General features: G+C 43.4%; 25 protein-coding genes. 20 read left to right on the forward strand and 5 right to left on the reverse strand.

Annotated features, from left to right (window positions below; translation table 11 throughout):
* The 18 genes from atpB to GN217_RS00630 all read left to right on the forward strand — a co-directional run bounded on the left by atpB (position 1) and on the right by GN217_RS00630 (position 16,438).
* Complete coding sequence (gene atpB / locus GN217_RS00545; RefSeq protein ID WP_156854263.1) at positions 1–750, forward strand: F0F1 ATP synthase subunit A; 750 nt, start codon at positions 1–3, stop codon at positions 748–750.
* A 44-nt stretch (positions 751–794) separates the two neighbouring features.
* A complete protein-coding gene (atpE, locus tag GN217_RS00550) occupies positions 795–1,007 on the forward strand; it encodes a F0F1 ATP synthase subunit C (protein WP_156854265.1) in 213 nt (70 codons plus the stop codon).
* A 295-nt stretch (positions 1,008–1,302) separates the two neighbouring features.
* Positions 1,303–1,830, forward strand: a complete 528-nt coding sequence (gene atpF, locus GN217_RS00555) for a F0F1 ATP synthase subunit B (RefSeq protein WP_156854267.1) — start codon at positions 1,303–1,305, stop codon at positions 1,828–1,830.
* Complete coding sequence (locus GN217_RS00560) at positions 1,827–2,372, forward strand: F0F1 ATP synthase subunit delta (protein ID WP_156854269.1); 546 nt, start codon at positions 1,827–1,829, stop codon at positions 2,370–2,372. The genes atpF and GN217_RS00560 overlap by 4 nt, the downstream gene beginning before the upstream one ends.
* An 18-nt stretch (positions 2,373–2,390) precedes the next feature.
* Complete coding sequence (atpA, locus tag GN217_RS00565; RefSeq protein ID WP_156854271.1) at positions 2,391–3,902, forward strand: F0F1 ATP synthase subunit alpha; 1,512 nt, start codon at positions 2,391–2,393, stop codon at positions 3,900–3,902.
* 81 nt (positions 3,903–3,983) lie between these two features.
* On the forward strand, positions 3,984–4,844 hold the full coding sequence (atpG, locus tag GN217_RS00570; protein WP_156854273.1) for an ATP synthase F1 subunit gamma: 861 nt from the start codon (positions 3,984–3,986) through the stop codon (positions 4,842–4,844).
* A gap of 32 nt (positions 4,845–4,876) precedes the next feature.
* Positions 4,877–6,280: a F0F1 ATP synthase subunit beta gene (gene atpD / locus GN217_RS00575; RefSeq protein ID WP_156854274.1), complete on the forward strand. Its 1,404-nt coding sequence runs from the start codon at positions 4,877–4,879 to the stop codon at positions 6,278–6,280.
* Positions 6,281–6,349: 69 nt separating this feature from the next.
* Positions 6,350–6,748 (forward strand): F0F1 ATP synthase subunit epsilon, encoded by a 399-nt coding sequence (locus GN217_RS00580; RefSeq protein WP_156854276.1) that lies wholly within the window; start codon positions 6,350–6,352, stop codon positions 6,746–6,748.
* 174 nt (positions 6,749–6,922) lie between these two features.
* Positions 6,923–7,153 carry a DUF1146 family protein gene (locus GN217_RS00585; protein WP_156854278.1) on the forward strand — a complete coding sequence of 77 codons (231 nt, stop codon included), beginning with the start codon at positions 6,923–6,925 and terminating at the stop codon, positions 7,151–7,153.
* Between the two features lie 420 nt (positions 7,154–7,573).
* On the forward strand, positions 7,574–8,290 hold the full coding sequence (locus GN217_RS00590; RefSeq protein WP_156854279.1) for a YwmB family TATA-box binding protein: 717 nt from the start codon (positions 7,574–7,576) through the stop codon (positions 8,288–8,290).
* A gap of 36 nt (positions 8,291–8,326) precedes the next feature.
* Positions 8,327–9,661, forward strand: a complete 1,335-nt coding sequence (gene murA / locus GN217_RS00595) for a UDP-N-acetylglucosamine 1-carboxyvinyltransferase (protein WP_156854281.1) — start codon at positions 8,327–8,329, stop codon at positions 9,659–9,661.
* A gap of 250 nt (positions 9,662–9,911) precedes the next feature.
* The gene (spoIID, locus tag GN217_RS00600; RefSeq protein ID WP_232334280.1) at positions 9,912–11,063 is read left to right on the forward strand and encodes a stage II sporulation protein D; all 1,152 of its coding nucleotides are present in this window, start codon (positions 9,912–9,914) and stop codon (positions 11,061–11,063) included.
* 152 nt (positions 11,064–11,215) lie between these two features.
* Positions 11,216–12,136, forward strand: a complete 921-nt coding sequence (spoIIQ, locus tag GN217_RS00605) for a stage II sporulation protein SpoIIQ (RefSeq protein WP_156854283.1) — start codon at positions 11,216–11,218, stop codon at positions 12,134–12,136.
* 381 nt (positions 12,137–12,517) lie between these two features.
* A complete protein-coding gene (spoIIID, locus tag GN217_RS00610; protein ID WP_156854285.1) occupies positions 12,518–12,796 on the forward strand; it encodes a sporulation transcriptional regulator SpoIIID in 279 nt (92 codons plus the stop codon).
* 225 nt (positions 12,797–13,021) lie between these two features.
* Positions 13,022–14,023 carry a rod shape-determining protein gene (mreB, locus tag GN217_RS00615; RefSeq protein ID WP_156854287.1) on the forward strand — a complete coding sequence of 334 codons (1,002 nt, stop codon included), beginning with the start codon at positions 13,022–13,024 and terminating at the stop codon, positions 14,021–14,023.
* Between the two features lie 364 nt (positions 14,024–14,387).
* Entirely contained in the window at positions 14,388–15,191 is an 804-nt protein-coding gene (locus GN217_RS00620) for a flagellar hook-basal body protein (protein ID WP_156854289.1), read from the forward strand.
* Between the two features lie 26 nt (positions 15,192–15,217).
* The gene (locus GN217_RS00625) at positions 15,218–16,057 is read left to right on the forward strand and encodes a flagellar hook-basal body protein (RefSeq protein ID WP_156854291.1); all 840 of its coding nucleotides are present in this window, start codon (positions 15,218–15,220) and stop codon (positions 16,055–16,057) included.
* A gap of 18 nt (positions 16,058–16,075) precedes the next feature.
* A complete protein-coding gene (locus tag GN217_RS00630; RefSeq protein ID WP_156854293.1) occupies positions 16,076–16,438 on the forward strand; it encodes a DNA-directed RNA polymerase subunit beta in 363 nt (120 codons plus the stop codon).
* Positions 16,439–16,572: 134 nt separating this feature from the next.
* Here the strand turns inward: GN217_RS00630 and GN217_RS00635 are convergent, their stop codons facing one another.
* Positions 16,573–16,719, reverse strand: a complete 147-nt coding sequence (locus GN217_RS00635) for a lmo0937 family membrane protein (protein WP_156854295.1) — start codon at positions 16,717–16,719, stop codon at positions 16,573–16,575.
* Between the two features lie 182 nt (positions 16,720–16,901).
* Between GN217_RS00635 and fabZ the strand changes: the two genes are divergently transcribed.
* Together fabZ and GN217_RS00645 are read left to right on the forward strand one after the other, a co-directional pair.
* On the forward strand, positions 16,902–17,321 hold the full coding sequence (gene fabZ / locus GN217_RS00640; RefSeq protein ID WP_156854297.1) for a 3-hydroxyacyl-ACP dehydratase FabZ: 420 nt from the start codon (positions 16,902–16,904) through the stop codon (positions 17,319–17,321).
* A gap of 114 nt (positions 17,322–17,435) precedes the next feature.
* Positions 17,436–17,714 carry a hypothetical protein gene (locus GN217_RS00645; protein WP_156854299.1) on the forward strand — a complete coding sequence of 93 codons (279 nt, stop codon included), beginning with the start codon at positions 17,436–17,438 and terminating at the stop codon, positions 17,712–17,714.
* A gap of 238 nt (positions 17,715–17,952) precedes the next feature.
* Here GN217_RS00645 and zwf read toward each other — a convergent pair whose 3' ends face one another.
* The 4 genes from zwf to GN217_RS00665 form a co-directional block, all read right to left on the reverse strand.
* Positions 17,953–19,428, reverse strand: a complete 1,476-nt coding sequence (zwf, locus tag GN217_RS00650; protein WP_156854301.1) for a glucose-6-phosphate dehydrogenase — start codon at positions 19,426–19,428, stop codon at positions 17,953–17,955.
* A gap of 280 nt (positions 19,429–19,708) precedes the next feature.
* Positions 19,709–20,146 carry a threonine/serine exporter family protein gene (locus tag GN217_RS00655; protein ID WP_156854303.1) on the reverse strand — a complete coding sequence of 146 codons (438 nt, stop codon included), beginning with the start codon at positions 20,144–20,146 and terminating at the stop codon, positions 19,709–19,711.
* 12 nt (positions 20,147–20,158) lie between these two features.
* Complete coding sequence (locus GN217_RS00660; protein ID WP_336251691.1) at positions 20,159–20,911, reverse strand: threonine/serine exporter family protein; 753 nt, start codon at positions 20,909–20,911, stop codon at positions 20,159–20,161.
* A 248-nt stretch (positions 20,912–21,159) separates the two neighbouring features.
* Positions 21,160–21,564, reverse strand: a complete 405-nt coding sequence (locus tag GN217_RS00665; RefSeq protein ID WP_156854305.1) for a hypothetical protein — start codon at positions 21,562–21,564, stop codon at positions 21,160–21,162.
* Positions 21,565–21,589 lie beyond the last annotated feature (25 nt).

The following is a 21,589-nucleotide window of genomic DNA, read 5'->3' on the forward strand; positions in this document are numbered from 1 at the left end:
TTGGATCATACAGCTCCAATAGTTGAAGATGTTTTTGGGATATCCTGGCTCGACTTTAACCTCGCAAACGTATTTATGATTGCAGTAATTTCCACACTTGTATTCATCGTCTGTGTATGGGCAAGTCGCAACCTCCAAATGAAGCCGACAGGAAAACAGAACGTCATGGAGTGGGCCATTGAATTTGTAAGAGGTATCATCAGCGACACGATGGACTGGAAGACAGGGAAACAATTCTTGCCACTCGGTCTCACACTCGCGCTCTACATTTTATTCAGTAACGTTGCAGGACTCGTCACCGTTGTTACAATTGGGGACGACCTCTGGTGGAAATCACCAACAGCTGACGCAACACTAACCTTAACATTGTCAACCATGGTTGTTGTGTTAACACACTATTACGGAATCAAACTACGCGGGACGAAACATTATCTCAAGACTTATGTCAGTCCAGTTCCTTTGATGCTACCGTTTAAGATTATTGAGGAATTTACCAACACCTTAACACTTGGTCTCCGTCTATTCGGTAACCTCTATGCAGGTGAAATTCTCTTAAGTCTACTTATTGGATTAACAGCTACAGGATTTGCAACTGGAATTGGTTCCGGGATCCTTAGTTTCGTACTATCAGCAGTTCCAACACTTGCCTGGATGGGCTTCAAGCTATTCATTGGTGCAATTCAGGTATACGTATTCGTTATGTTAACAATGGTGTACATGTCTCATAAAGTGAGCGTAGAAGACCATTAAATAAAAAAACAATAGCTTTAAGATAAAAAAGGAGGAAATTTTTAATGGAAGCTTTAGCAGCAGCAATCGCAATCGGACTTGCAGCATTAGGTGCGGGTCTAGGTAACGGAATGATCGTTAGTAAGGCACTGGAAGGTATTGCAAGACAGCCAGAACTCAAAGGTTCACTACAAGGTACAATGTTTATTGGGGTAGCACTAGTTGAGGCGATTCCAATCATCGCAGCGGTTATCGCATTCATGGCTATTTTCTTGTAAGAACACGTTCTTAAATAAGTTGAAAATGGCGAGGATCGATTTGTGGAATCTTCGCCATTCCTTTATTGCGGTGTAACTGGAGGCAGGACCTATATCAAGAATGGACGAAAAATGGAAGTTCTAAGTGGGATATCCTCGCGTCCAGTAACGGCCGATTGGTTTTACTAACATTTTTAGGGATGAAAAGAACACCCCTAAAATTAAGTTTTACTTTATGAAATGAAAAATCACTTGATTGTAGTATAAATGGAAGCGGGAAGCCGTTTCCGAAAGATCCGTGAAAGGAGTGAAAGCAGTGCATTCATACATCGACTTTATGTCTGTAGGTGCAGCTGTAGGAGGATTACGAGTGGGCGATATGCTTGTTCAATTAATCTTCTTCCTAATTCTACTTGCATTACTGAAAAAGTTCGCGTGGGGACCAGTCATGAACATGATGGAAAAGCGGGAAAACTATGTTGCTAATGAAATCGATGCAGCAGAAAAAAGCCGCGCGGAAGCTGAAAAGGCCGCAAAAGACGCAGCCGACCAGCTTAACAACGTAAGACAGGAAGCACAGAAAATTATTGAAGATGCAAAAACTGCCGGTGTAAGACAAGAGCAGGACATCATTGAATCTGCACGCGCGGAAGCTGAACGTATCAAAGAACAGGCGCAAGCGGATATCCAAAATGAAAAAGAACAGGCAATCCAAGCGCTTCAAGCACAAGTTGCTTCCCTATCTGTGTTAGTGGCAAGTAAAGTAATTGAGAAAGAAATCAATGAACAAGACCAAGCGGAATTCATTAATGACTACATTAAAGAGGTAGGAGAAGAGCGATGAGTGAAGTCGTAGTAGCCAAGCGTTATGCAGATGCTCTTTTTCAACTAGCTTTAGAAAAATCCACACTGGACCAATTTGTGGATGATTTAAAAGTCGTCCGTGACGTCTTTCAAACAAATGAAGATTTAAACGCATTCCTATTGCATCCAAGAGTGAATGGGGAACAAAAAGAACAGCTTGTAACAAAAAGCTTCAAAGGCTTACATACAGATGTCGTTAATACAGTAAAACTCCTTGTACAACGCCATCGTACAATGCTTATTCCATCCATTGTTGAAACGTTCATTAAACGGGTGAACGACGCAAAAGGAATTGAAGTTGCAACTGTTTATTCTGTTCGCGAACTGACCGCTGATGAGAAACATAATTTGAAGATATCTTTTGCCAAACGAATCGGTAAAACGACCCTCGAATTTGAGAATGTCATTGATCCGTCTCTTGTTGGCGGCATTAAAATTCGCGTCGGGAACACGATTTATGACGGTTCAGTCAGTGGGAAATTGCGCCGGATTGAGCGGAAAATTGCAGTAGCAAACAAATGATGATAGGGGTGAAATGGTATGAGCATTAATGCGGAAGAGATTAGTAAGCTGATAAAACAGCAAATCGAAAACTTTGAAACAGATATCGAAGTTTCGGATGTTGGAACAGTTATTGAAATCGGGGACGGGATTGCACGTGCACACGGCCTTGAGAATGCAATGGCTGGAGAACTACTCGAATTTGAAAATGGAGTCATGGGACTCGCACAGAACCTTGAAGAAAGTAACGTAGGTATCGTTATTCTTGGTGAGTTTACAGACATCAAAGAAGGCGATGAAGTTCGCCGTACAGGAAGAATCATGCAAGTACCAGTTGGAGAGGAGCTTCTGGGACGCGTTGTCAACACATTAGGTCAGCCGATTGATGGTCAGGGCCCAATTAACACAACGAAAACTCGTCCAATTGAAGCGGCTGCTCCAGGAGTAATGGACCGTCAATCGGTATTCGAACCATTACAGACAGGTATTAAAGCGATTGACGCGCTTGTACCAATTGGACGCGGACAGCGTGAATTAATCATCGGTGACCGTCAGACAGGTAAAACAACCGTAGCAATCGACACGATTATTAACCAAAAAGATCAAGATATGATCTGTATTTATGTTGCAATCGGACAAAAAGAATCCACTGTACGTTCTACAGTAGAAGTCCTTCGCCGTTACGGCGCATTAGACTATACAATTGTTGTATCTGCTGGTGCATCTGACCCGGCGCCATCCCTCTACCTTGCTCCATATGCAGGTGTAGCGATGGGTGAAGAATTCATGTACAACGGAAAACACGTACTCGTCGTTTATGATGACTTATCAAAACAAGCGACAGCATATCGTGAACTTTCCTTGCTATTACGCCGCCCGCCAGGACGTGAAGCTTTCCCAGGAGATGTATTCTACCTCCACTCACGTCTACTTGAGCGTGCAGCAAAACTGAGTGACGCAAAAGGCGGCGGATCTTTAACCGCACTGCCATTCGTTGAAACACAAGCAGGAGATATTTCTGCATATATTCCAACAAACGTAATCTCCATTACAGACGGACAAATTTTCTTACAGTCCGACCTCTTCTTCTCCGGCGTACGTCCGGCGATTAACCCAGGTCTATCTGTATCCCGTGTAGGTGGAGATGCACAAATTAAAGCGATGAAGAAAGTTGCAGGTACATTACGTCTTGACCTTGCTTCATTCCGTGAGCTTGAGGCCTTCTCCCAGTTCGGTTCCGACCTTGACGCAGCAACACAAGCCAAGCTGAACCGCGGGGAGCGAACAGTTGAAGTACTGAAACAAGGGCTGCATAAGCCACTCGCTGTAGAAAATCAAGTGATGATTATCTACGCACTTACGAAAGGCTTCCTCGATGATATTCCAGTGGAAGATATCGTCCGCTTTGAAGAGGAAATGAATATCTGGCTCGCTACAAACGAGAGCGAACTACTAGAAGAAATCCGCACAACCGGACAACTTCCAGATGCAGAGAAGATGGATGGAGCTGTAACAGCGTTTAAGAATACTTTCTTACCATCAAATGCGTAAAAATTAATTAAAAAACCCGAGGTCCGGTGTTCTTTTATACCGGTCCTCTCCCATATCACTGCGAAAGGGTGGTGAAATAGCTTGGCATCACTTAGAGATTTGAAAGCACGAATTGACTCTACAAAAAAGACGAAGCAAATTACTGGTGCGATGGAAATGGTATCTGCCTCTAAAATGGGAAGAGCAGAACGTAACGCAAAAGGTTTTGTCCCTTATAGCGACAAGATTCAGCAAGTTGTCGGCAGTATTGCTAACAGCCATACTGATGTCTCACACCCAATGCTGACAAAACGCAAGGTAAACAAGACTGGTTACCTGATTATCACATCAGATAAAGGACTTGTCGGAGCGTATAACAGTCATGTTTTGCGAGACCTCATGAAGACAATTGAAGAGCGTCATAACGACCCATCTGAATATACCCTCATCGTCATGGGATCAAAAGGCTTTGAGTATTGTAGAAGACGTAATTTACCAATTGCCAAAAGTATCCTTGGTGTAGCAGATCAACCGGAATATGCCGAAATTAGAGAACTGGCTTCCGAGACGGTGCAAATGTACACAGATGGAGAAATTGATGAATTAATCATTTTCCATAACCATTATGTCAGTGCAATTTCACAGGTCGTTACACAGAAGCAGTTACTACCGATAGAAGATATCGCAGATCTAGGAAATGCGAACAGTGAATACGAATATGAACCAAATGAACAGAAGATTTTAGATGTATTGCTCCCACAATATGCTGAGAGTCTAATTTTCGGTGCATTATTAGACGCAAAAGCGAGTGAACATGCGGCAAGTATGACTGCAATGAAGAGCGCTACTGATAATGCGAATGAATTGATCGATGACCTTTCACTTGCATATAACCGTGCACGTCAAGCAGCAATCACGCAAGAAATCACCGAAATTGTTGGTGGAGCGGCTGCACTTGAATAGCAGATTGGAGATTATTGTTAGGAGGGAAATCCATGAGTAAGGGACATGTTACACAAATAATGGGTCCTGTTGTCGACGTTAAGTTCGAAGACGGCCAACTTCCTGATATTTACAACGCTCTTGTAGTAGATATCAACGTAAATGGAGTGGAAAGCAAGCTTACATTGGAAGTTGCACTTCACCTTGGTGACAACAGTGTCCGTACGATTGCAATGTCATCCACGGATGGCGTTCAACGCGGCGCGCCTGCTACAGACCTAGGCAGACCAATCTCCGTACCAGTAGGAGATGTGACATTAGGAAGAGTATTTAACGTATTAGGTGAAAACATTGACCTGGACGAGCCACTCGCTTCAGACGTTCGTTTAGATCCAATTCACCGAAATGCTCCTGAATTTGAAGAACTGTCAACAGAAACAGAAATCTTGGAAACAGGAATTAAAGTTGTTGACTTGCTCGCACCTTATATTAAAGGTGGTAAAATTGGATTGTTCGGTGGTGCGGGTGTAGGTAAAACCGTACTGATCCAGGAACTAATCAACAACATCGCTCAAGAACACGGTGGTATTTCCGTATTTGCCGGAGTTGGAGAGCGTACACGTGAAGGTAATGACCTTTACTTTGAAATGAAAGACTCTGGAGTTATTGCTAAAACGGCAATGGTATTCGGTCAGATGAACGAACCGCCTGGAGCACGTATGCGTGTTGCTTTGACGGGTCTAACAATGGCTGAACATTTCCGTGATGAACAAGGCCAGGACGTTTTACTGTTCATCGACAACATTTTCCGTTTCACACAAGCAGGTTCCGAGGTTTCCGCGCTATTAGGCCGTATGCCTTCAGCGGTAGGTTACCAGCCGACGCTTGCGACTGAAATGGGACAGTTACAAGAACGAATTACATCAACGCAAAAAGGTTCCGTAACATCAATTCAAGCGATCTACGTACCTGCGGATGACTACACGGACCCGGCTCCGGCAACGACATTCGCACACCTTGACGCGACAACAAACCTTGACCGTAAACTTTCAGAGCAAGGTATCTACCCGGCGGTGGATCCACTAGCATCCACATCTCGTGCCCTTGACCCGGAAGTAGTAGGGGAAGAGCATTACCGCGTAGCAACGGAAGTACAACAAACACTTCAGAAATATCGTGAACTACAAGATATTATCGCAATTCTTGGTATGGATGAGTTGAGTGAAGAGGACAAACTGACGGTTTCTCGTGCACGTCGTATTCAGTTCTTCTTATCACAAAACTTCCACGTTGCTGAACAGTTCACTGGTCAGCCAGGTTCATATGTGCCTGTAAGCGAAACGGTAAAAGGATTTAAAGAAATTCTAGAAGGTAAATATGACGATCTTCCAGAGGATGCATTCCGTCTGGTAGGAAGCATTGAAGAAGTTGTGGAAAAAGCAAAACAATCACAATAAAAAATGGAAGAAGTGAGTAGAGATGAGGAATTTCTACTTGCTTCTTACCAATATTAGGAGGGGTTTATCCTGAAAACACTAAATGTGAGTGTTGTAACTCCTAGTGGTACAGTTCTGGAAGAGGATTATGAAATGATCGTCTGTATGACAGAAGATGGAGAATTAGGTATTCTACCAGGTCATATCCCTTTAGTAGCTCCATTAGCGATAGGTGTCGCTCGTTTAAAGAAAAATGACGAAACCTATAAAGTCGCAATAAGTGGCGGTTTCATGGAAGTGCGACCGGATAAAGTAACTATCTTAGCGCAAACTGCCGAAAAAGCAAGCGACATTGACGTCGCCCGCGCAAAAGAGGCGAAAGAACGGGCAGAACGTCGCTTACAAGCGAAACAAGACGATACCGACTTCCGGAGAGCTGAATTAGCACTCAAACGCGCAATGAATCGCCTCAGCGCAGGCGGAAAATAAAAAACAAAATCTCTTATGACACCACAGGTTATAAGAGATTTTTTTCATTGGGACAGGGGGTCAGAGCATCTGTCCCACTAAAAGTAGGACAATCGCTCTGACCCCCTGTCCCGGTTTCCGGAAATCATTTCCCGGGAAATATCGACAATAATATTCCTTATGGGAGGTCGTTTTATGTTTTCAATTGGACAGTTTGCGCTAATTGGAATGATTTCGCATATATTTTTCATTTGGCTCACATGGAGAGTCATGCTCAAGTTGAATTTTGATCCGATTATTCGAAAAGGTCATCCACAAGATGGCAGGATTTTCCTACTCTTCCTTGCCATCATGATTGGAACAGGAGTCAGCAGATTCGTCCTCGACATCTTACAATGGTCACAGGATCTGATCTATCTGTTTTAACGTTAACGAATGGAAAGGTTATTCAATGAAGGGGAGGAGCATATATACTAATATGGATTAAATCCGAACAAATTATCTTTATTAGCTCCGGGAATATACGCTAGACTTTAGACTTCATTGGTCCGGCAAGTACAGTCACGTCCTGTGACCAGCACCGGCACGAGAGCTTCTTATTCATCGGGATTTAGATGGGAAGCCTAGGTGAGAAGCGACAGAATGCTCTGTTCGTTGCGGCTCGCCAGTCGCCCACGGCTAAAGTGAAGTATTTTCAAGCTTTAATGCTCCATTTATAACTTGTTCGGATTTATTTCTCCACTCTTTACTTCAGAATCTTAGTCAATCTCTCATTCTACCAATCTATGAATAAATTTCTGCCTTCTGTCCATACTGGAAATAACCAAATGGAGAGGGGTAACGACTATGCAACAGTTCATTATATCTTTTCTAATCGCAACCTTTATAACGCTGACAGGATCAACTCCTGCACATACAGAAATAGACCCACTACACACGCTGACAGAAATTACAACTACGAACCAATTACCACTAACAGGCTGGGAAGTAACCCTGAAAGAAACAATCCACACAACTGACTTTGAACAAATTGTGAATGATAAAAAAAATAGTTATTTCGTATCTAGAACAGAAGATGAAAATAGTATAATATTTAACTTTGTTAGTGCCGATAAACCGGCATTAATTACAACCCAAAAACGAATGATTATAGCGAAGGAAAATCCAGGGCAAATAGAACTAATTGCCGTCCTAAAAGGAGACTCATGGAACGAATCAGTCCAGCAGGAATATGACGAGACACGTAAAAATCTTCTGAATAAACTTTTCCACGCAAATGTCAAATCATTTACTTGTATTGAAGTGATAGAAGATGATACAATAGGGAATAGGGCGATTATGGAGAATTTGACAGAATCGCTACAGCTGGTACATATAGAAGAACAGTATGATTCATACGAAATGTCCAAGCTTAAAAAGTTGATTTACGGGTATACACCACTATGGAATGACAAATTCATTCTGGAAGGTATACCTTATAATGTGCAAATTGCCACAGCCGAGAAGGAACCAGGAGAGCTTGTCTACACGATAGGAACACCTATCCTAATTACTGAATACTAATATCTAGAAATAAGGATTTGAAGGAGATTTATAAATATGGAAAAAATCATCGTAAGAGGTGGACAGCAACTACGCGGCACAGTAAAAGTAGAGGGTGCCAAAAATGCCGTATTGCCAGTTTTGGCTGCGAGCTTAATTGCCAGCGAAGGCAAGAGTGTCATAACAGACGTACCTGTTTTAGCTGATGTCTATACAATTAATGAAGTACTGAGAAATCTAAATGCCGATGTAGAATTTAATGCAAATACGAATACCGTGGAAATTGATGCTTCCAAGGAATTACTTACAGAAGCCCCATTTGAATATGTACGAAAAATGCGCGCATCTGTGCTTGTTCTGGGACCATTACTTGCCCGCTACGGCCATGCCAACGTCGCAATGCCAGGTGGATGTGCCATCGGATCCCGTCCCATCGACCTTCATCTGAAAGGCTTCGAAGCTATGGGAGCAGACATTCATGTCGGCAATGGGTTCGTTGAAGCACGAGTGGATGGTCGTCTTCAAGGTGCAAAAATTTATCTCGACATGCCAAGTGTTGGCGCAACCGAGAACATCATGATGGCAGCATCCCTTGCAGAAGGAACGACGATTATTGAAAATGCTGCGAAAGAACCTGAAATAGTTGATTTAGCCAATTATTTGAATAAAATGGGTGCTGATATCGTTGGAGCAGGTACAGAAACCATCCGTATTTACGGAGTGGAAAAGCTTTACGGCACAACGCATACGATTATTCCTGACCGGATTGAAGCAGGAACCTTCATGGCTGCAGCTGCAATTACAGGTGGAAATGTTTTAGTGGAAAATGTGGAAAGCGAACATCTCCGTTCCGTTATTTCCAAGATGGAAGAAATGGGTGTATCGATTGAAGAAGAAGGCACAGGACTCCGTGTGATCGGCCCGGAAACCTTTACATCAACCGATGTCAAAACACTTCCATATCCCGGATTCCCTACCGATATGCAATCCCAGATGATGGCTTTGATGCTGAAAGCAAATGGCACAAGTGTCCTCACCGAGACGGTTTTTGAAAATCGCTTCATGCATGTGGAAGAGTTCAGAAGAATGAACGCTAAAATCAAAATTGAAGGTCGCAGTGTGATCGTAGAAGGGCTAAATGATCTGCAAGGTGCTGAAGTTGCAGCAACCGATCTACGCGCTGCTGCTGCGCTTATTTTGGCTGGTCTTGTAGCAGAAGGACATACCCGCGTCACTCAATTAAAGCATCTTGACCGCGGCTATGTGAATATTGTTGGAAAGCTTGCTGCATTAGGTGCTGACATTGTCCGTGTTGATGAGTTCAACAATGTAATTGAAACAATTACAGAAACAAACGAATTAAGCGAAGAAGCAATTGCAAAGTTATTATAAAAAATAAACCGTCGGGCAGTTCGGACGCCCGGATACAAAATTAAACACCCCTATTTCAGAAAAAACAATTCTGGTAGGGGTTATTTGTATTTATAGCCTTTAAACCGTTATATTTTTTCCTATAAACTGCAATTCACAGGTCTATTTCTAACTTTTTCGTATAAATATAATAGTAGATTGCAATACTAGGCTGTGCATAAGGGGAAGTGAAACTCCTCTTCACGGCAAATCAGCGACGAGGAGGGAATTTGTGAAAAGTCCGAAGAAAAACGCCCATATCCAGAAACTACTCAAGAAAAAGACACAATTGAAATCAGTATCCAGCAAGCCGAAGTTTAAAACAATGAAACGAAAGCCACCCCCTTTCATTAAACGTAAGGGTTCTGCTTATTTCCAACATCACCAGCTCTCTTACCGGCTGCCGCTCATCCTGCTGGTTGCTTCCCTGTTTATCCTTATTATTGCCATTCCGAGCCTGATCGTGCTGCCACAGAACAAAAATAATGAAGCAACAGAGCCGGCGGATGATTTTACAATTATGAATGAACAACAACAGGAATCCATATCCGTCGCGGTCATGCGAACGAAAGCAGATGTCGTTGAAGATGTTTCTCTGGAGAATTATATTGTCGGTGTCGTTGCTGCGGAAATGCCTGTAACCTTCGAAATGGAGGCACTGAAGGCTCAAGCCATTGCAGCTCGGACGTATACAGTTAACCATCTCCTCACAAATGATGAGGATTCCTACGATATTACAGATACCGTGCAAGATCAGGTATATAAGAACAATGACGAATTAAAGCAGCTATGGGGCAGTGCCTATGAAGACAATATTAAAAAAATCAAAGCTGCGGTGGAATCGACGCGTGGAGAAATTTTAACGTATGAAGATGCTCCGATCATGCCTGCCTACTTTTCGATGAGTAATGGCTATACGGAAAACTCGGAGGACTATTGGGAAAAAGAGCTGCCCTATCTACGGAGCGTGCCAAGCCCATGGGATTTAGAAAACCCGAAGCTCGTTAATCAGGAAACATTTACGAAAGCCGAACTGGAAGAGCGTCTTGGTATTACGTTATCCAGTGATGCGGCTGATCATATTACGATTGCCCGCTCAGACAGTGGCCGCGTCAGTCAATTTACAATGGATGAAAACACATTCACAGGAAGGGAAATCCGCGATAAGCTTGAGCTCCGTTCCACGGATTTCTCCGTTAAACAAGCAAATGATCATTATATTTTCACGACGAAAGGAAATGGTCACGGCATCGGCATGAGTCAGTACGGTGCGGATAGTATGGCGAAGGAAGGAAAGAACTATGAAGATATCGTGAAGCATTACTATCAGGGAATAGATATAAGTACGCTTGATGAAGCAGCTCCGACCCTCGTCTCGAAATAGACGAGGGTTTTTCCTTGATTACTGATAATATTGGCAAGTAACAGCTTAATTTCCCCTTAGCAACCAAAATAATACATGTTTATGAAAAATATTTCCTTGCAGATGTATAGATTTTCTATTTTCTGAACAGAATGGTTGTTGAGGTGATGAAGATGAATGAGGAAAACAAATTCGGTCCAAAAAAAAGTTGGACACGCATTTTCCGTAAAAAGTGGTTCTTCCCTAGTCTTTATTTGGTTCTAGCAGCTCTATTAATCTCAGCAGTTGTCTGGTACCAAAATAATGGAGACGATCAGGAAATTGTCGAGGAGCGGGAACAGTCCGAAGAGTATTCCCCGGTTCTAAATGAAGAGGAAGCAGAGCCTGTCATGGAACAACAAGAAGTCGTACAATTACCGATCGAAAACAGTGAAGAAGCGCAGATTGTAACGAAATTTTTTGACTATAACGCAGACGAATCAGAGAAGGTAAATGCCCTAATCCATTACAACAATCGTTATTATCAAAGCACAGGTATTGATATTACAACAGAAGATGGGGAAGGCTTTGAAGTAGTCGCTGCGTTAAGTGGTACAGTCGCTGAAGTGAAAGAGGACCCGCTTTTAGGGAATGTTGTCGTAATCGATCATGGTGACGATGTGAAAACCTATTATGCGAGTCTTGGCGATGTGAAGGTTGAAGCAGATGCAAATGTAAAACAAGGAGAAGCAATTGGTACAGCCGGGAAAAATAAATTCGGAACAGAGCATGGCAACCATGTTCACTTCGAAGTCCGAAAAGGTGATACACCTGTGAACCCGGAAGCATTGCTGAACCAACCGCTTGCAAGCATTGATGAACTCATGGACTCAGCTGAATCAACTGAGGATGTAGCGGAGGATGCGGACGAATCAGAAGGTGTAACAGAAGAAGCGGAAGAAACAGAACCAACAGAAGAAACGGATGCAGTCGAGCAGCCAGAGGAAGCGGATGAACAGGATGAAGACGCTGATGCTGAACTAGATGAATCCGACGCTGACTTGGAAGTTGAAGATGAACAACCAGAAGAAACGGAAGACGACACAGAAGAATAAACACACAAGCAAACACCTTGGCATTTCAGGCCAAGGTGTTTTTGCGTGGTGGGACAGTGGGGTCAGAGGCATTTGTCCCACTGGGACATCGCCTCTGACCCCACTGTCCCACAAGCCGTCTCAAAAACTGGGACAAATGCTCTGACCCCTAGTCCCAAAAAGATTTATTCATATTCGGTTGGTGCTTGTAATAAAATGTTACAAACCAACCAAGATTTTAGTGCTGAGGTGAAGGAGCATAGTAGTGACTTTTTCCGTTCCCGCAATGATGCAAATTACATAGACTCACTTTTCGGTTCAGTTGACAGCATTAAATAATGAGCCCCGGTTGAAGAGATAAGAGATGACACCTCAGAACGATCAACTTAGGAGGCGAACGGTGTGCATGATTACATCAAAGAAAGAGCAATCCGTATTGGACAGCATGTGATTGAAACGAGAAAGACAGTCCGGAAAATTGCCAAAGAATTCGGGGTCTCCAAAAGTACTGTCCATAAAGATTTAACTGAACGTTTACCTGAGATCAATCCCGAACTTGCCGGACAGGTGAAAGAAGTGCTGGAATATCATAAAGCAATCAGACACCTGCGTGGCGGGGAAGCAACGAGACAGAAATATAAAAATGAAGGCCGCCTGAAGGTAAACCCCTCCCGGAATTAATACCCCCAAGCTACTAGTCGCCTCCCGGGATTAGTAGCCCATTTTTTTACAGAACTTCCCAGAATGAACCCGCATCCCTATCTGCCGTCAAGCACAACAAAAATTTCATAAAATAATTATCAATAAAAGAAGTTAAATGTGACAAACTGTGATAAAATATGTTAATAGTAGCATTGTGTCTAAATCACGATGTAAGACAAGTTAATTTGGGAGGACCTAGATAGAATGTTTTCTAGAGATATTGGAATAGACCTTGGAACCGCCAACGTTTTGATTCATGTAAAAGGAAAAGGAATTGTGTTGAATGAACCAGCTGTAGTAGCGATGGACCGAAATACTGGAAGAGTACTGGAAGTCGGAGAAGAAGCCCGTCGCATGGTTGGTCGGACACCTGGAAATATAGAAGCAATCCGCCCGCTTAAAGATGGGGTAATTGCTGATTTTGATGTGACTGAAGCGATGTTAAAGCATTTTATTAATAAAATCAATGTTAAAGGCCTGTTTACAAAACCGCGCATGCTCATTTGCTGCCCGACGAACATTACCAAAGTCGAGCAGAAAGCGATTAAAGAAGCGGCGGAAAAGTCAGGCGGAAAGAAAGTGTATCTGGAAGAAGAGCCCAAGGTCGCAGCAATCGGTGCTGGGATGGAAATTTACCAGCCGAGTGGAAACATGGTTGTCGATATCGGTGGAGGAACGACAGATGTAGCCGTTCTTTCTATGGGTGGCATTGTAACCTCTGAGTCCATTAAAATGGCAGGGGATAATTTTGATGCAGAAATTCTACAGTATATTAAGAAAAAATATAAGCTCCTAATCGGTGAACGGACTGCCGAAGAAATTAAAATCAATGTCGCAACCGTTTTTGAAGGTTCACGCGATGAATCCCTTGAGATTCGTGGTCGAGACATGGTGAGTGGCCTTCCGCAAACAATAACGGTAAACTCCAAGGAGATTGAAGAAGCGCTTCGTGAATATGTTTATGTAATTGTACAAGCTGCGAAAATGGTTCTTGAGCAGACTCCACCGGAACTATCTGCTGACATCATCGACCGTGGTGTCATTCTCACTGGCGGAGGGGCGCTCATCCACGGTATGGACCAATTGCTTGCTGAAGAGCTGAAGGTGCCTGTATTTGTGGCGGAAGAGCCAATGAGCTGTGTTGCTAAAGGAACCGGAATCATGCTTGAAAACATTGATAAGATCGAAGGTAAAAAGATTGGATAAGATTGAAAGGTGCTAAGCGACCCTTACAGTAAGTTGGGCGAATCGTTTCGCGGGCTTGGGACTGCTTTTACTTGTCCCACCGAAGAGCGTTTGTACCAGCACATAGCAGTAGTCGCGGCAACGCAACGTAGAAACTGTGTCTCCCAGGACGGGAAGCGGTTCTTCCGAGGTAGTTTTTCACGGTAGAGAAACATTCGTTGCAAAGTCGCAAGAAGCTTACTTAAGAAGAGAATTCATCTTGTTTGTGCTAGGTGCAGTACGGAAAAGGTTATTGCTAGCAACTTTCAGTTCATAATCCACAGATTTTTATTAGTAATTCAATAATTTTTCAAAATATCCTGAACGCTAAAAAGGAGGAAATCGCGTGTTACGAGGATTCTACACTGCTGCAAGTGGCATGATGACCCAGCAGCGTCATCAGGAAGCATTAGGGAATAATCTAGCAAATATAAATACACCAGGATACAAGGCGGATCAAGCAACAATCCGGTCATTTCCTGAAATGCTGATTCAAGCCCAAGGGAAGAAACAGTTACCGGTGAATCGGAACGTGCATCTCCCAATAAGTGAGACAATCGGTTCGCTTAATACCGGAGTCTATGTCCAGGAATTCGTACCTAATTTTGCGCAGGGCGGCATCCGCGAGACGAATATCGGAACAGATCTTGCTATAACGCAAGATGCAGTACCGGACGAGACAGGTGGCATCTTTTTCCGTGTACAAAATGAAGCAGGGGAAGAACGCCTCACTCGCAACGGAAATTTCACCATTGACGGGAACGGCTTTCTTGTGACGAATCAGGGCTATTACGTGTTAAATAACGCTGGTACACCGATTGAGACAGGTGGCAGAGATTTTACCGTGACGGATACGGGAATGCTTCAGACCGATACGGAAACGATTCCGCTAGGACTAGCCTACGTAAACGATGTGAATGAACTAACAAAAGAAGGCGATAACCTGTACGACGGCGAATCAATTGCGGTACCGGCTGATGCTGAATTTACTGTTTTGCAAGGCTTTCTAGAGCAGTCGAATGTGGACGCGCAGGCGACGATGACAGACCAGTTGAATGCTTACCGGATGTTTGAACTGAATCAGCGCGTGTTACGGGCTTATGATGAAAGTTTAGGAAAAGCAGTGTCAGATATCGGCCGCCTCGGTTAAACAAGATTTAGATTGGAGGTTTATAGATGTCACGGACGATGATTCAGGCAGCTGTGACGATGAATCAGCTGCAACAGAAATTGGACTTGATTGGACATAATATGGCGAACAGCCAAACACCTGGCTATAAAACACGAAACTCGGAATTTTCCTCCCTTTTAACCCAGCAAATCAATAATCTAAACACCCCGGAAAATGCGGTGAATCGACTAACGCCAGAAGGAATTCGTGTTGGGTCTGGAGCAAAGCTTGGAGCAATTAATAATGATTTTTCTATCGGATCTCTACAGACGACAAACCGGGCACTCGATCTTGCCCTTCGCAATGAAAGGCATTTTTTCCAGATTCAAACGGGGGAACCGGGAGCACTCGAGACGAATTACACACGCGATGGAAGTTTTTATTTACAGCCGACGAGTGCAGGGGCGGATGCAGTGATGCTGACAAATGGCGATGGCGAACCCGTCCTTGGGCAAAATGGTGAGCGAATTATAATTGCAAGTGGCTTCGAGGGAATCGAGGTTCGCGATAATGGGCAAATCGTCGTTGAACGGAATGGTGAGCTGCAGGTAGTTGGTGCAATTGGCATTGTCGAAATTACGCGGCCACATTTACTGGAAGCAGCTGGTGGCAATCTTTTCCGTCTGCCTGATGCTGGTGAGTTGGGCTATGTGATGGATGAAGTTGTGGAGCAAATCGGAGTTACCAATTTATTAGTTGAAAGTGGGATGTTGGAGCAGGCGAATGTTGATTTGGCAACTCAGATGTCAGAATTAATGGTGGCTCAGCGTGCCTACCAGTTTAATTCCCGGACGATTTCAACGACCGATCAGATGATGGGACTCATCAATCAACTGAGAAGTTAAGATTAAGGAGAACAAACGATGTCAACAAAGCAATTAAGACTAGCTGGAATAGGAAAGAAACAAGAAAAATCCAGCGAAGCAGAGGATAAAAAGCTAAATAAACGTGCAAAAAAAGCGGAACTTGCCGCCGAGAAAAAACAATCGAAGGCAAAAAGTCCTGAAACAAAAGAGCAGCAAAGGCGAAGTGAACAGCGGGACAAGCAATCGAGAGTACGGATTTTCCCGATTTGGCTGCGCATTATTATTGTTGCGATTCTCGCCGTATTTGCCCTTGTAGCAGGGCTTATGATCGGTTACGGAATCATTGGCGACGGAACCCCGACAGACGCACTTAAGGTGGAAACCTGGCAACATATCATCGACATCGTTACAAAAGAATAAAGTGGCACTTCTTCTCGTATAAGAGCCACACGTACAAGTTATATTGTGGTAAATGAAAAAGGACATAGGTGGAAATCCTATGTCCTTTTTGTGAGTGTATTAGCTTTTGTTAGGCTGCAATTTTTAATTAAAAGTTAATCGACTCGTCTTCCAGTTATTAAACGGAAAATAAGCACGATTAAGGCGATAACTAAAAGTATGTGGACAAGACCGCCGCCAACATCAAATGAAAAGCCTAATAGCCATAATACGAGCAATAGAACAATAATTGACCAGAGCATATTGTTTTCCTCCTAACTACTTCTAAGGTTGATTTTTGAGAAATGCACTTGCCTTTCTTTTTCCGTTTTCGATTGGAGTCAAACATGCAAACTTGATATAATCAAAACTAGCAAGCAAAAGGATATGGAAGCATCATTTTAAATATCCCTGCTTTATCATGGTGAAAAGAGGAGGTTAAAACATGAATACGGAAGAAATTAAAGCAATTATCCCGCACCGTTATCCATTTTTATTAGTCGATAAAATTGTAGAGATGGACGAAGCGAAACGCGTGGTAGGCATTAAAAATGTAACAATCAATGAACCGTTTTTCCAAGGACATTTTCCCGAATATCCGGTCATGCCAGGCGTGCTGATTGTTGAGGCAATGGCCCAAGTTGGTGCAATTGCAGTGCTGAATAAGGAAGAGAATAAAGGGAAAATCGGCTTCCTCGCAGGACTGGATAAATGTCGTTTTAAACGTCAAGTAAAACCAGGAGACCAACTGCGGCTTGAAGTGGAAATTACACGGATGAAAGGGCCAATCGGGAAAGGGAAAGGCCGGGCAACCGTCGATGGTGAGCTAGCTTGTGAAGCGGAGATTACATTTGCGATTCAGTAGGTGAGTGTGTTAGGAGGAGTGATATCGTCTTTTATGTGTATAATGTATGACTTTCGGGTAAAGTGGTTATGCTAAATTCGAGCAACTACTTTAAGGAAAAGGAGGCATACACAGATGATGAATAAATGGCTTCTCCGTATTGGTTCACTTGCATTAGCACTTACATTGATCACAGGGTGTGCGACAAATAACGACAACAATGACAATAATGATAACGAACCAATTGACGAAACACCACGTGACCAAAATGATGACAACCAAGGTAACATCGACGACGGAACCAATGGTAATAATGACGACAATGGCGACAACAACGACAACGAAGACATAATCGAAAGAGACGACACAGAAAGAGAAAAAGAACTCGACAGAGACGACACCCGCCAGAGATAATGAGCGCGGCGGGACATGGGGTCAGAGCAACTGTCCCAGATAGAACGCAGATGGCGGGACATTGGGGTCAGTGTAATTGTCCCACTTAATAAGAGTCCCATCGTCATCGCATATATAATAAAAAAAATGGGTCATTCAAGAAATCATCTTGAATGACCCATTTTTATAGTTGCGGGACAAAAGCTCTGACCCCGCGTCCCGCTAAATCTGGGACAAGGTCTCTGACCCCGTGTCCCAGCTAAACTTCCCACCAGTGGTTGCCGTCTTGGTTGAGGAGTTCGTCTGATTTTTTCGGTCCCATCGAGCCGGATTCATAGTTCGGGAAGTTCGGCTGTTCATCTTCCCAAACTTTTAAGATCGGGTCGATGTATTGCCAGGACAACGCAACTTCATCCCAATGTGTAAAGTTTGTCGCGTCACCAATCATGCAATCATATAGAAGTTTTTCATACGCTTCTGGCGTGTTTATTGCTGGCATCGCGCCTTGTTTATAACTAAGCTCAATCGGCTCCGCAAGTGCCTCAGAACCAGATTTTTTCGCATTCAGATAAAGGGCGATTCCTTCATCCGGCTGGATATTAATGACAAGCAAGTTCGGATGATGTTCCCGCTCACTCTTGAAATACAGGTTCATCGGGATATCTTTAAATTCAATGACAATCTTCGTCCGCTTTTCTGGCATTCGTTTTCCAGTTCGAATATAGAACGGAACCCCAGCCCAGCGGTAATTATCGATTAAAATTTTCCCAGCCACGAACGTCTCTGTATTGGAAAAGATGAGATCCTCCGATTCTTTTCGATAACCAGCGACCTCTTTATCATTTACAACACCGTGTCCATACTGCCCGCGGACATAATACTCATGAACCTGATCTAAGTCAAGTTCCCGAAGCGCACGCATTACTTTAATTTTCTCCGAACGAACTTCATCCGTTGTCAGACTGATCGGCGGTTCCATCGCAAGCAGCGCAACCATTTGCAGCATATGGTTCTGCACCATATCCCGGATCGCCCCTGAATCATCGTAATAGCGCGACCTGTCCTCCACCCCGAGCGTTTCACTCGACGTAATTTGGATATTGGAAATAAATCGGTTGTTCCACAAGTGTTCAAAAATTCCATTCGCAAACCGGATAACTTCAATGTTTTGTACCATCTGTTTTCCAAGATAATGGTCAATCCGATAGATTTGCTCCTCATCAAACGCTGCCCGAATTTGGTTATTCAACTCTTTTGCCGAATCCAAATCATGACCGAACGGCTTTTCAATAATCAAGCGTGTCCAGCCCGGCGTTTCTTTCAAGCCGTATTCCTGCAGGCTATTTGCAATCTGTCCGAAAAATTCCGGCGCCATAGCCAAATAGAATAACCGATTTCCTTCTGTGTCGTATTGTGATTCAAGCTGTTCCACTAATTCTTTCATGCGGTCGTAAGCTGTCTTATCCGTCACATCAAAGGATTGATAGTGGAAATGTGACGCGAAATCATCCAACTCCTCGCACTCACCAAATGCTTGTTCAACCGATTCCTTTACATTATCGCGGAACACCTCATTGGACCATCCTCTACGTGCAAGTCCAATTACGGCAAAATCTTTACTAATCGTATTATTCCGCAAAAGGCGGTATATGGAAGGGTATAGCTTACGTTTAGCTAAGTCACCTGTTGCTCCAAATATTGTAATTAAAACTTTTGGCTTTATTTGTTCACTCATCAAACTTCCCTCACTTTATTGGAATAAAAATTATCGCAGTGTAACTGGCTGTAAGACTCCTACTTCAAACTTTAAAGTGGGAGATCCGCCCTTCCAGTAACGGCTCGATTATTTTATTAAACATTCCGTTAGGTTAAAAAGTAAACCCCGCAGAATGAAGTTTTATTTTATTGTAATGGAGTTTAGAAATTTAGCAATAGATACGAACTGAAAGTCAGTGAATTGTTTAAAAGAAAAAATATTCAGAAGTGTGTACTGTTTCAAGCTGAAGTTATTTATCTTATTTATGAACCGACAGTTTCACGACAACTTGCCGGATGACCTCTGAAAACATTAATCCAATCGCAATTCCACCAGCAAGCAATGCAACCTCAACCGATAGCTCAATTGCTGTCGTATAATCATTTTCGACAAAATGACGCATCGCATTATATGCAAGCCCACCTGGCACGAGCGGGATGATTCCGGAAATATTGAAAATGATAATCGGCACTTTAAACAGGCGGGCACAGAAATAACTGAGCACCGATACAAGCATCGCTGCAAAAATCGTCGCTGGAACATTATTCATAACCGCTGGTGTCAGAAAATAATAAAGCATCCAGCCGGACATCCCAACGAATCCGCATTGAATGAGGGCTCTTTTCGGGGCGCTGAATAAAATTCCGAATCCGCTTGATGCAATGAAGCTTGTAATAAGTTGTGCAAGTATCGTCAAAAGAACCCCCTCCTAGACAAAAGCGAATAGCAGCGACACACCAGCACCGATCGAGAACGCGGTCAATGTCGCTTCGACACCTTTAGATATTCCAGAAAGCAGATGTCCCGCTACCATATCGCGAATGGCATTCGTAATATGGAGCCCAGGAACGAGCGGCATCACTGCTCCAATAATCACTTTATCGAGTTCCAAAGCAAATCCATAATGAATCAACAGATAAGAACTGATTCCAATGACGAAAGCACCGAAGAACTCCGCCAAATAACGGATTTCAAGAAGACGGTCCATCCCAGCCATTACCGCAAAGCCAAGCCCACCGGCAATACAGGCTGGAAGGAAATCAGTCCAGGTCCCCTGAAACATTATGACAAAACAGCCGCTCACGAGCGCAGCAATTATAATCTGCAGCCAAACCGTATAAACAGGAGGGGCCGCTTCAATTTTTAGCAGTTTGCGGTATGCCTTTTCCGGGCTTAATTCCCCGGCGATGATTTTCCGGGAAATACTATTCACTTCGGCTATTTTATGCAAATCAGTCGGGCGCTTTAAAATCCGCACAAAGTTATTCACTTCGGTCATCCCAGCTGAGAAATTAATCCCAGTAGGTGTAGCATGACTCTGCGCACTCTCGACGCCAAAGGCATGCGCCATCCGATTCATCGTATCCTCCACCCGATGCGTCTCCGCCCCGCTCATCAACATAATCTTCCCAGCAATCATACAAACCTTCACAACACTATCCCGATCACCCGAACCAACCACCAAACCACCCCCCCTCAAAAAAAACACCTATCCAAATCATACACCGGGACACAGGGTCAGAGCAACTGTCCCAGTTTGAGCGGGACATTGGGGTCAGAGGCACTGTCCCAGGGGGGATGCCTTTTTGGGTTCAGTGCTGTTGTCCCAAACTTCAGTGGGACACAGGGGTCAGGGCATCTGTCCCGCACAGAACAAAAAAGACACTCATCGGAACGAGTGTCTCCTTGTGTAGCCATCTATTCCACATATTATCCTTGTACCGACAAAAATAAAAACACAAGCGCAATAATAGGAATGGCATTCGACATCATGATCGCAATCATCGAAAAGCTAGTTACAACCTGTTTGCTGTCCTCATCCGTACCTACAGCTCGCTGCAAGAAGACAAAGAAGACCGAGAACGCGATTAGCATAATAACAATAATAACAGGTAGATAAATCTGATCGACCGGTACCGGTTCGACATTGACGAATCCTAGGATAAGTAAAACAATCGGTAATGCTTCAATGAGTGCCGTACTAATGAAGAAATTTTTATGTACTTCAGCAACTTGACTCGGATTTTCCTTGAGTCGTTCTACATTTTTCTTATACATCATTAAAATACCAAATACTGCAATAGCGGCTGCTATTACAAAAATATACAGTCCCATAGAAATCCCCCTATTTTTATGAATC

Origin of the sequence: Oceanobacillus sp. AG (assembly GCF_009746545.1) — a bacterium.
Lineage (GTDB): Bacteria > Bacillota > Bacilli > Bacillales > Amphibacillaceae > Oceanobacillus > Oceanobacillus indicireducens.

What these genes read in the sequence shown, in the direction of transcription:
- murA (WP_156854281.1), top strand. Translation starts at nt 8,327, where the DNA reads ATGGAAAAAATCATCGTAAGAGGTGGACAGCAACTACGCGGCACAGTA.
- GN217_RS00585 (WP_156854278.1), top strand. Translation starts at nt 6,923, where the DNA reads ATGTTTTCAATTGGACAGTTTGCGCTAATTGGAATGATTTCGCATATA.
- GN217_RS00590 (WP_156854279.1), top strand. Translation starts at nt 7,574, where the DNA reads ATGCAACAGTTCATTATATCTTTTCTAATCGCAACCTTTATAACGCTG.
- mreB (WP_156854287.1), top strand. Translation starts at nt 13,022, where the DNA reads ATGTTTTCTAGAGATATTGGAATAGACCTTGGAACCGCCAACGTTTTG.
- zwf (WP_156854301.1), bottom strand. Translation starts at nt 19,428, where the DNA reads ATGAGTGAACAAATAAAGCCAAAAGTTTTAATTACAATATTTGGAGCA.
- atpA (WP_156854271.1), top strand. Translation starts at nt 2,391, where the DNA reads ATGAGCATTAATGCGGAAGAGATTAGTAAGCTGATAAAACAGCAAATC.
- GN217_RS00560 (WP_156854269.1), top strand. Translation starts at nt 1,827, where the DNA reads ATGAGTGAAGTCGTAGTAGCCAAGCGTTATGCAGATGCTCTTTTTCAA.
- GN217_RS00635 (WP_156854295.1), bottom strand. Translation starts at nt 16,719, where the DNA reads ATGCTCTGGTCAATTATTGTTCTATTGCTCGTATTATGGCTATTAGGC.
- GN217_RS00630 (WP_156854293.1), top strand. Translation starts at nt 16,076, where the DNA reads ATGTCAACAAAGCAATTAAGACTAGCTGGAATAGGAAAGAAACAAGAA.
- atpE (WP_156854265.1), top strand. Translation starts at nt 795, where the DNA reads ATGGAAGCTTTAGCAGCAGCAATCGCAATCGGACTTGCAGCATTAGGT.
- GN217_RS00665 (WP_156854305.1), bottom strand. Translation starts at nt 21,564, where the DNA reads ATGGGACTGTATATTTTTGTAATAGCAGCCGCTATTGCAGTATTTGGT.
- fabZ (WP_156854297.1), top strand. Translation starts at nt 16,902, where the DNA reads ATGAATACGGAAGAAATTAAAGCAATTATCCCGCACCGTTATCCATTT.
- GN217_RS00645 (WP_156854299.1), top strand. Translation starts at nt 17,436, where the DNA reads ATGATGAATAAATGGCTTCTCCGTATTGGTTCACTTGCATTAGCACTT.
- atpD (WP_156854274.1), top strand. Translation starts at nt 4,877, where the DNA reads ATGAGTAAGGGACATGTTACACAAATAATGGGTCCTGTTGTCGACGTT.
- spoIIQ (WP_156854283.1), top strand. Translation starts at nt 11,216, where the DNA reads ATGAATGAGGAAAACAAATTCGGTCCAAAAAAAAGTTGGACACGCATT.
- GN217_RS00625 (WP_156854291.1), top strand. Translation starts at nt 15,218, where the DNA reads ATGTCACGGACGATGATTCAGGCAGCTGTGACGATGAATCAGCTGCAA.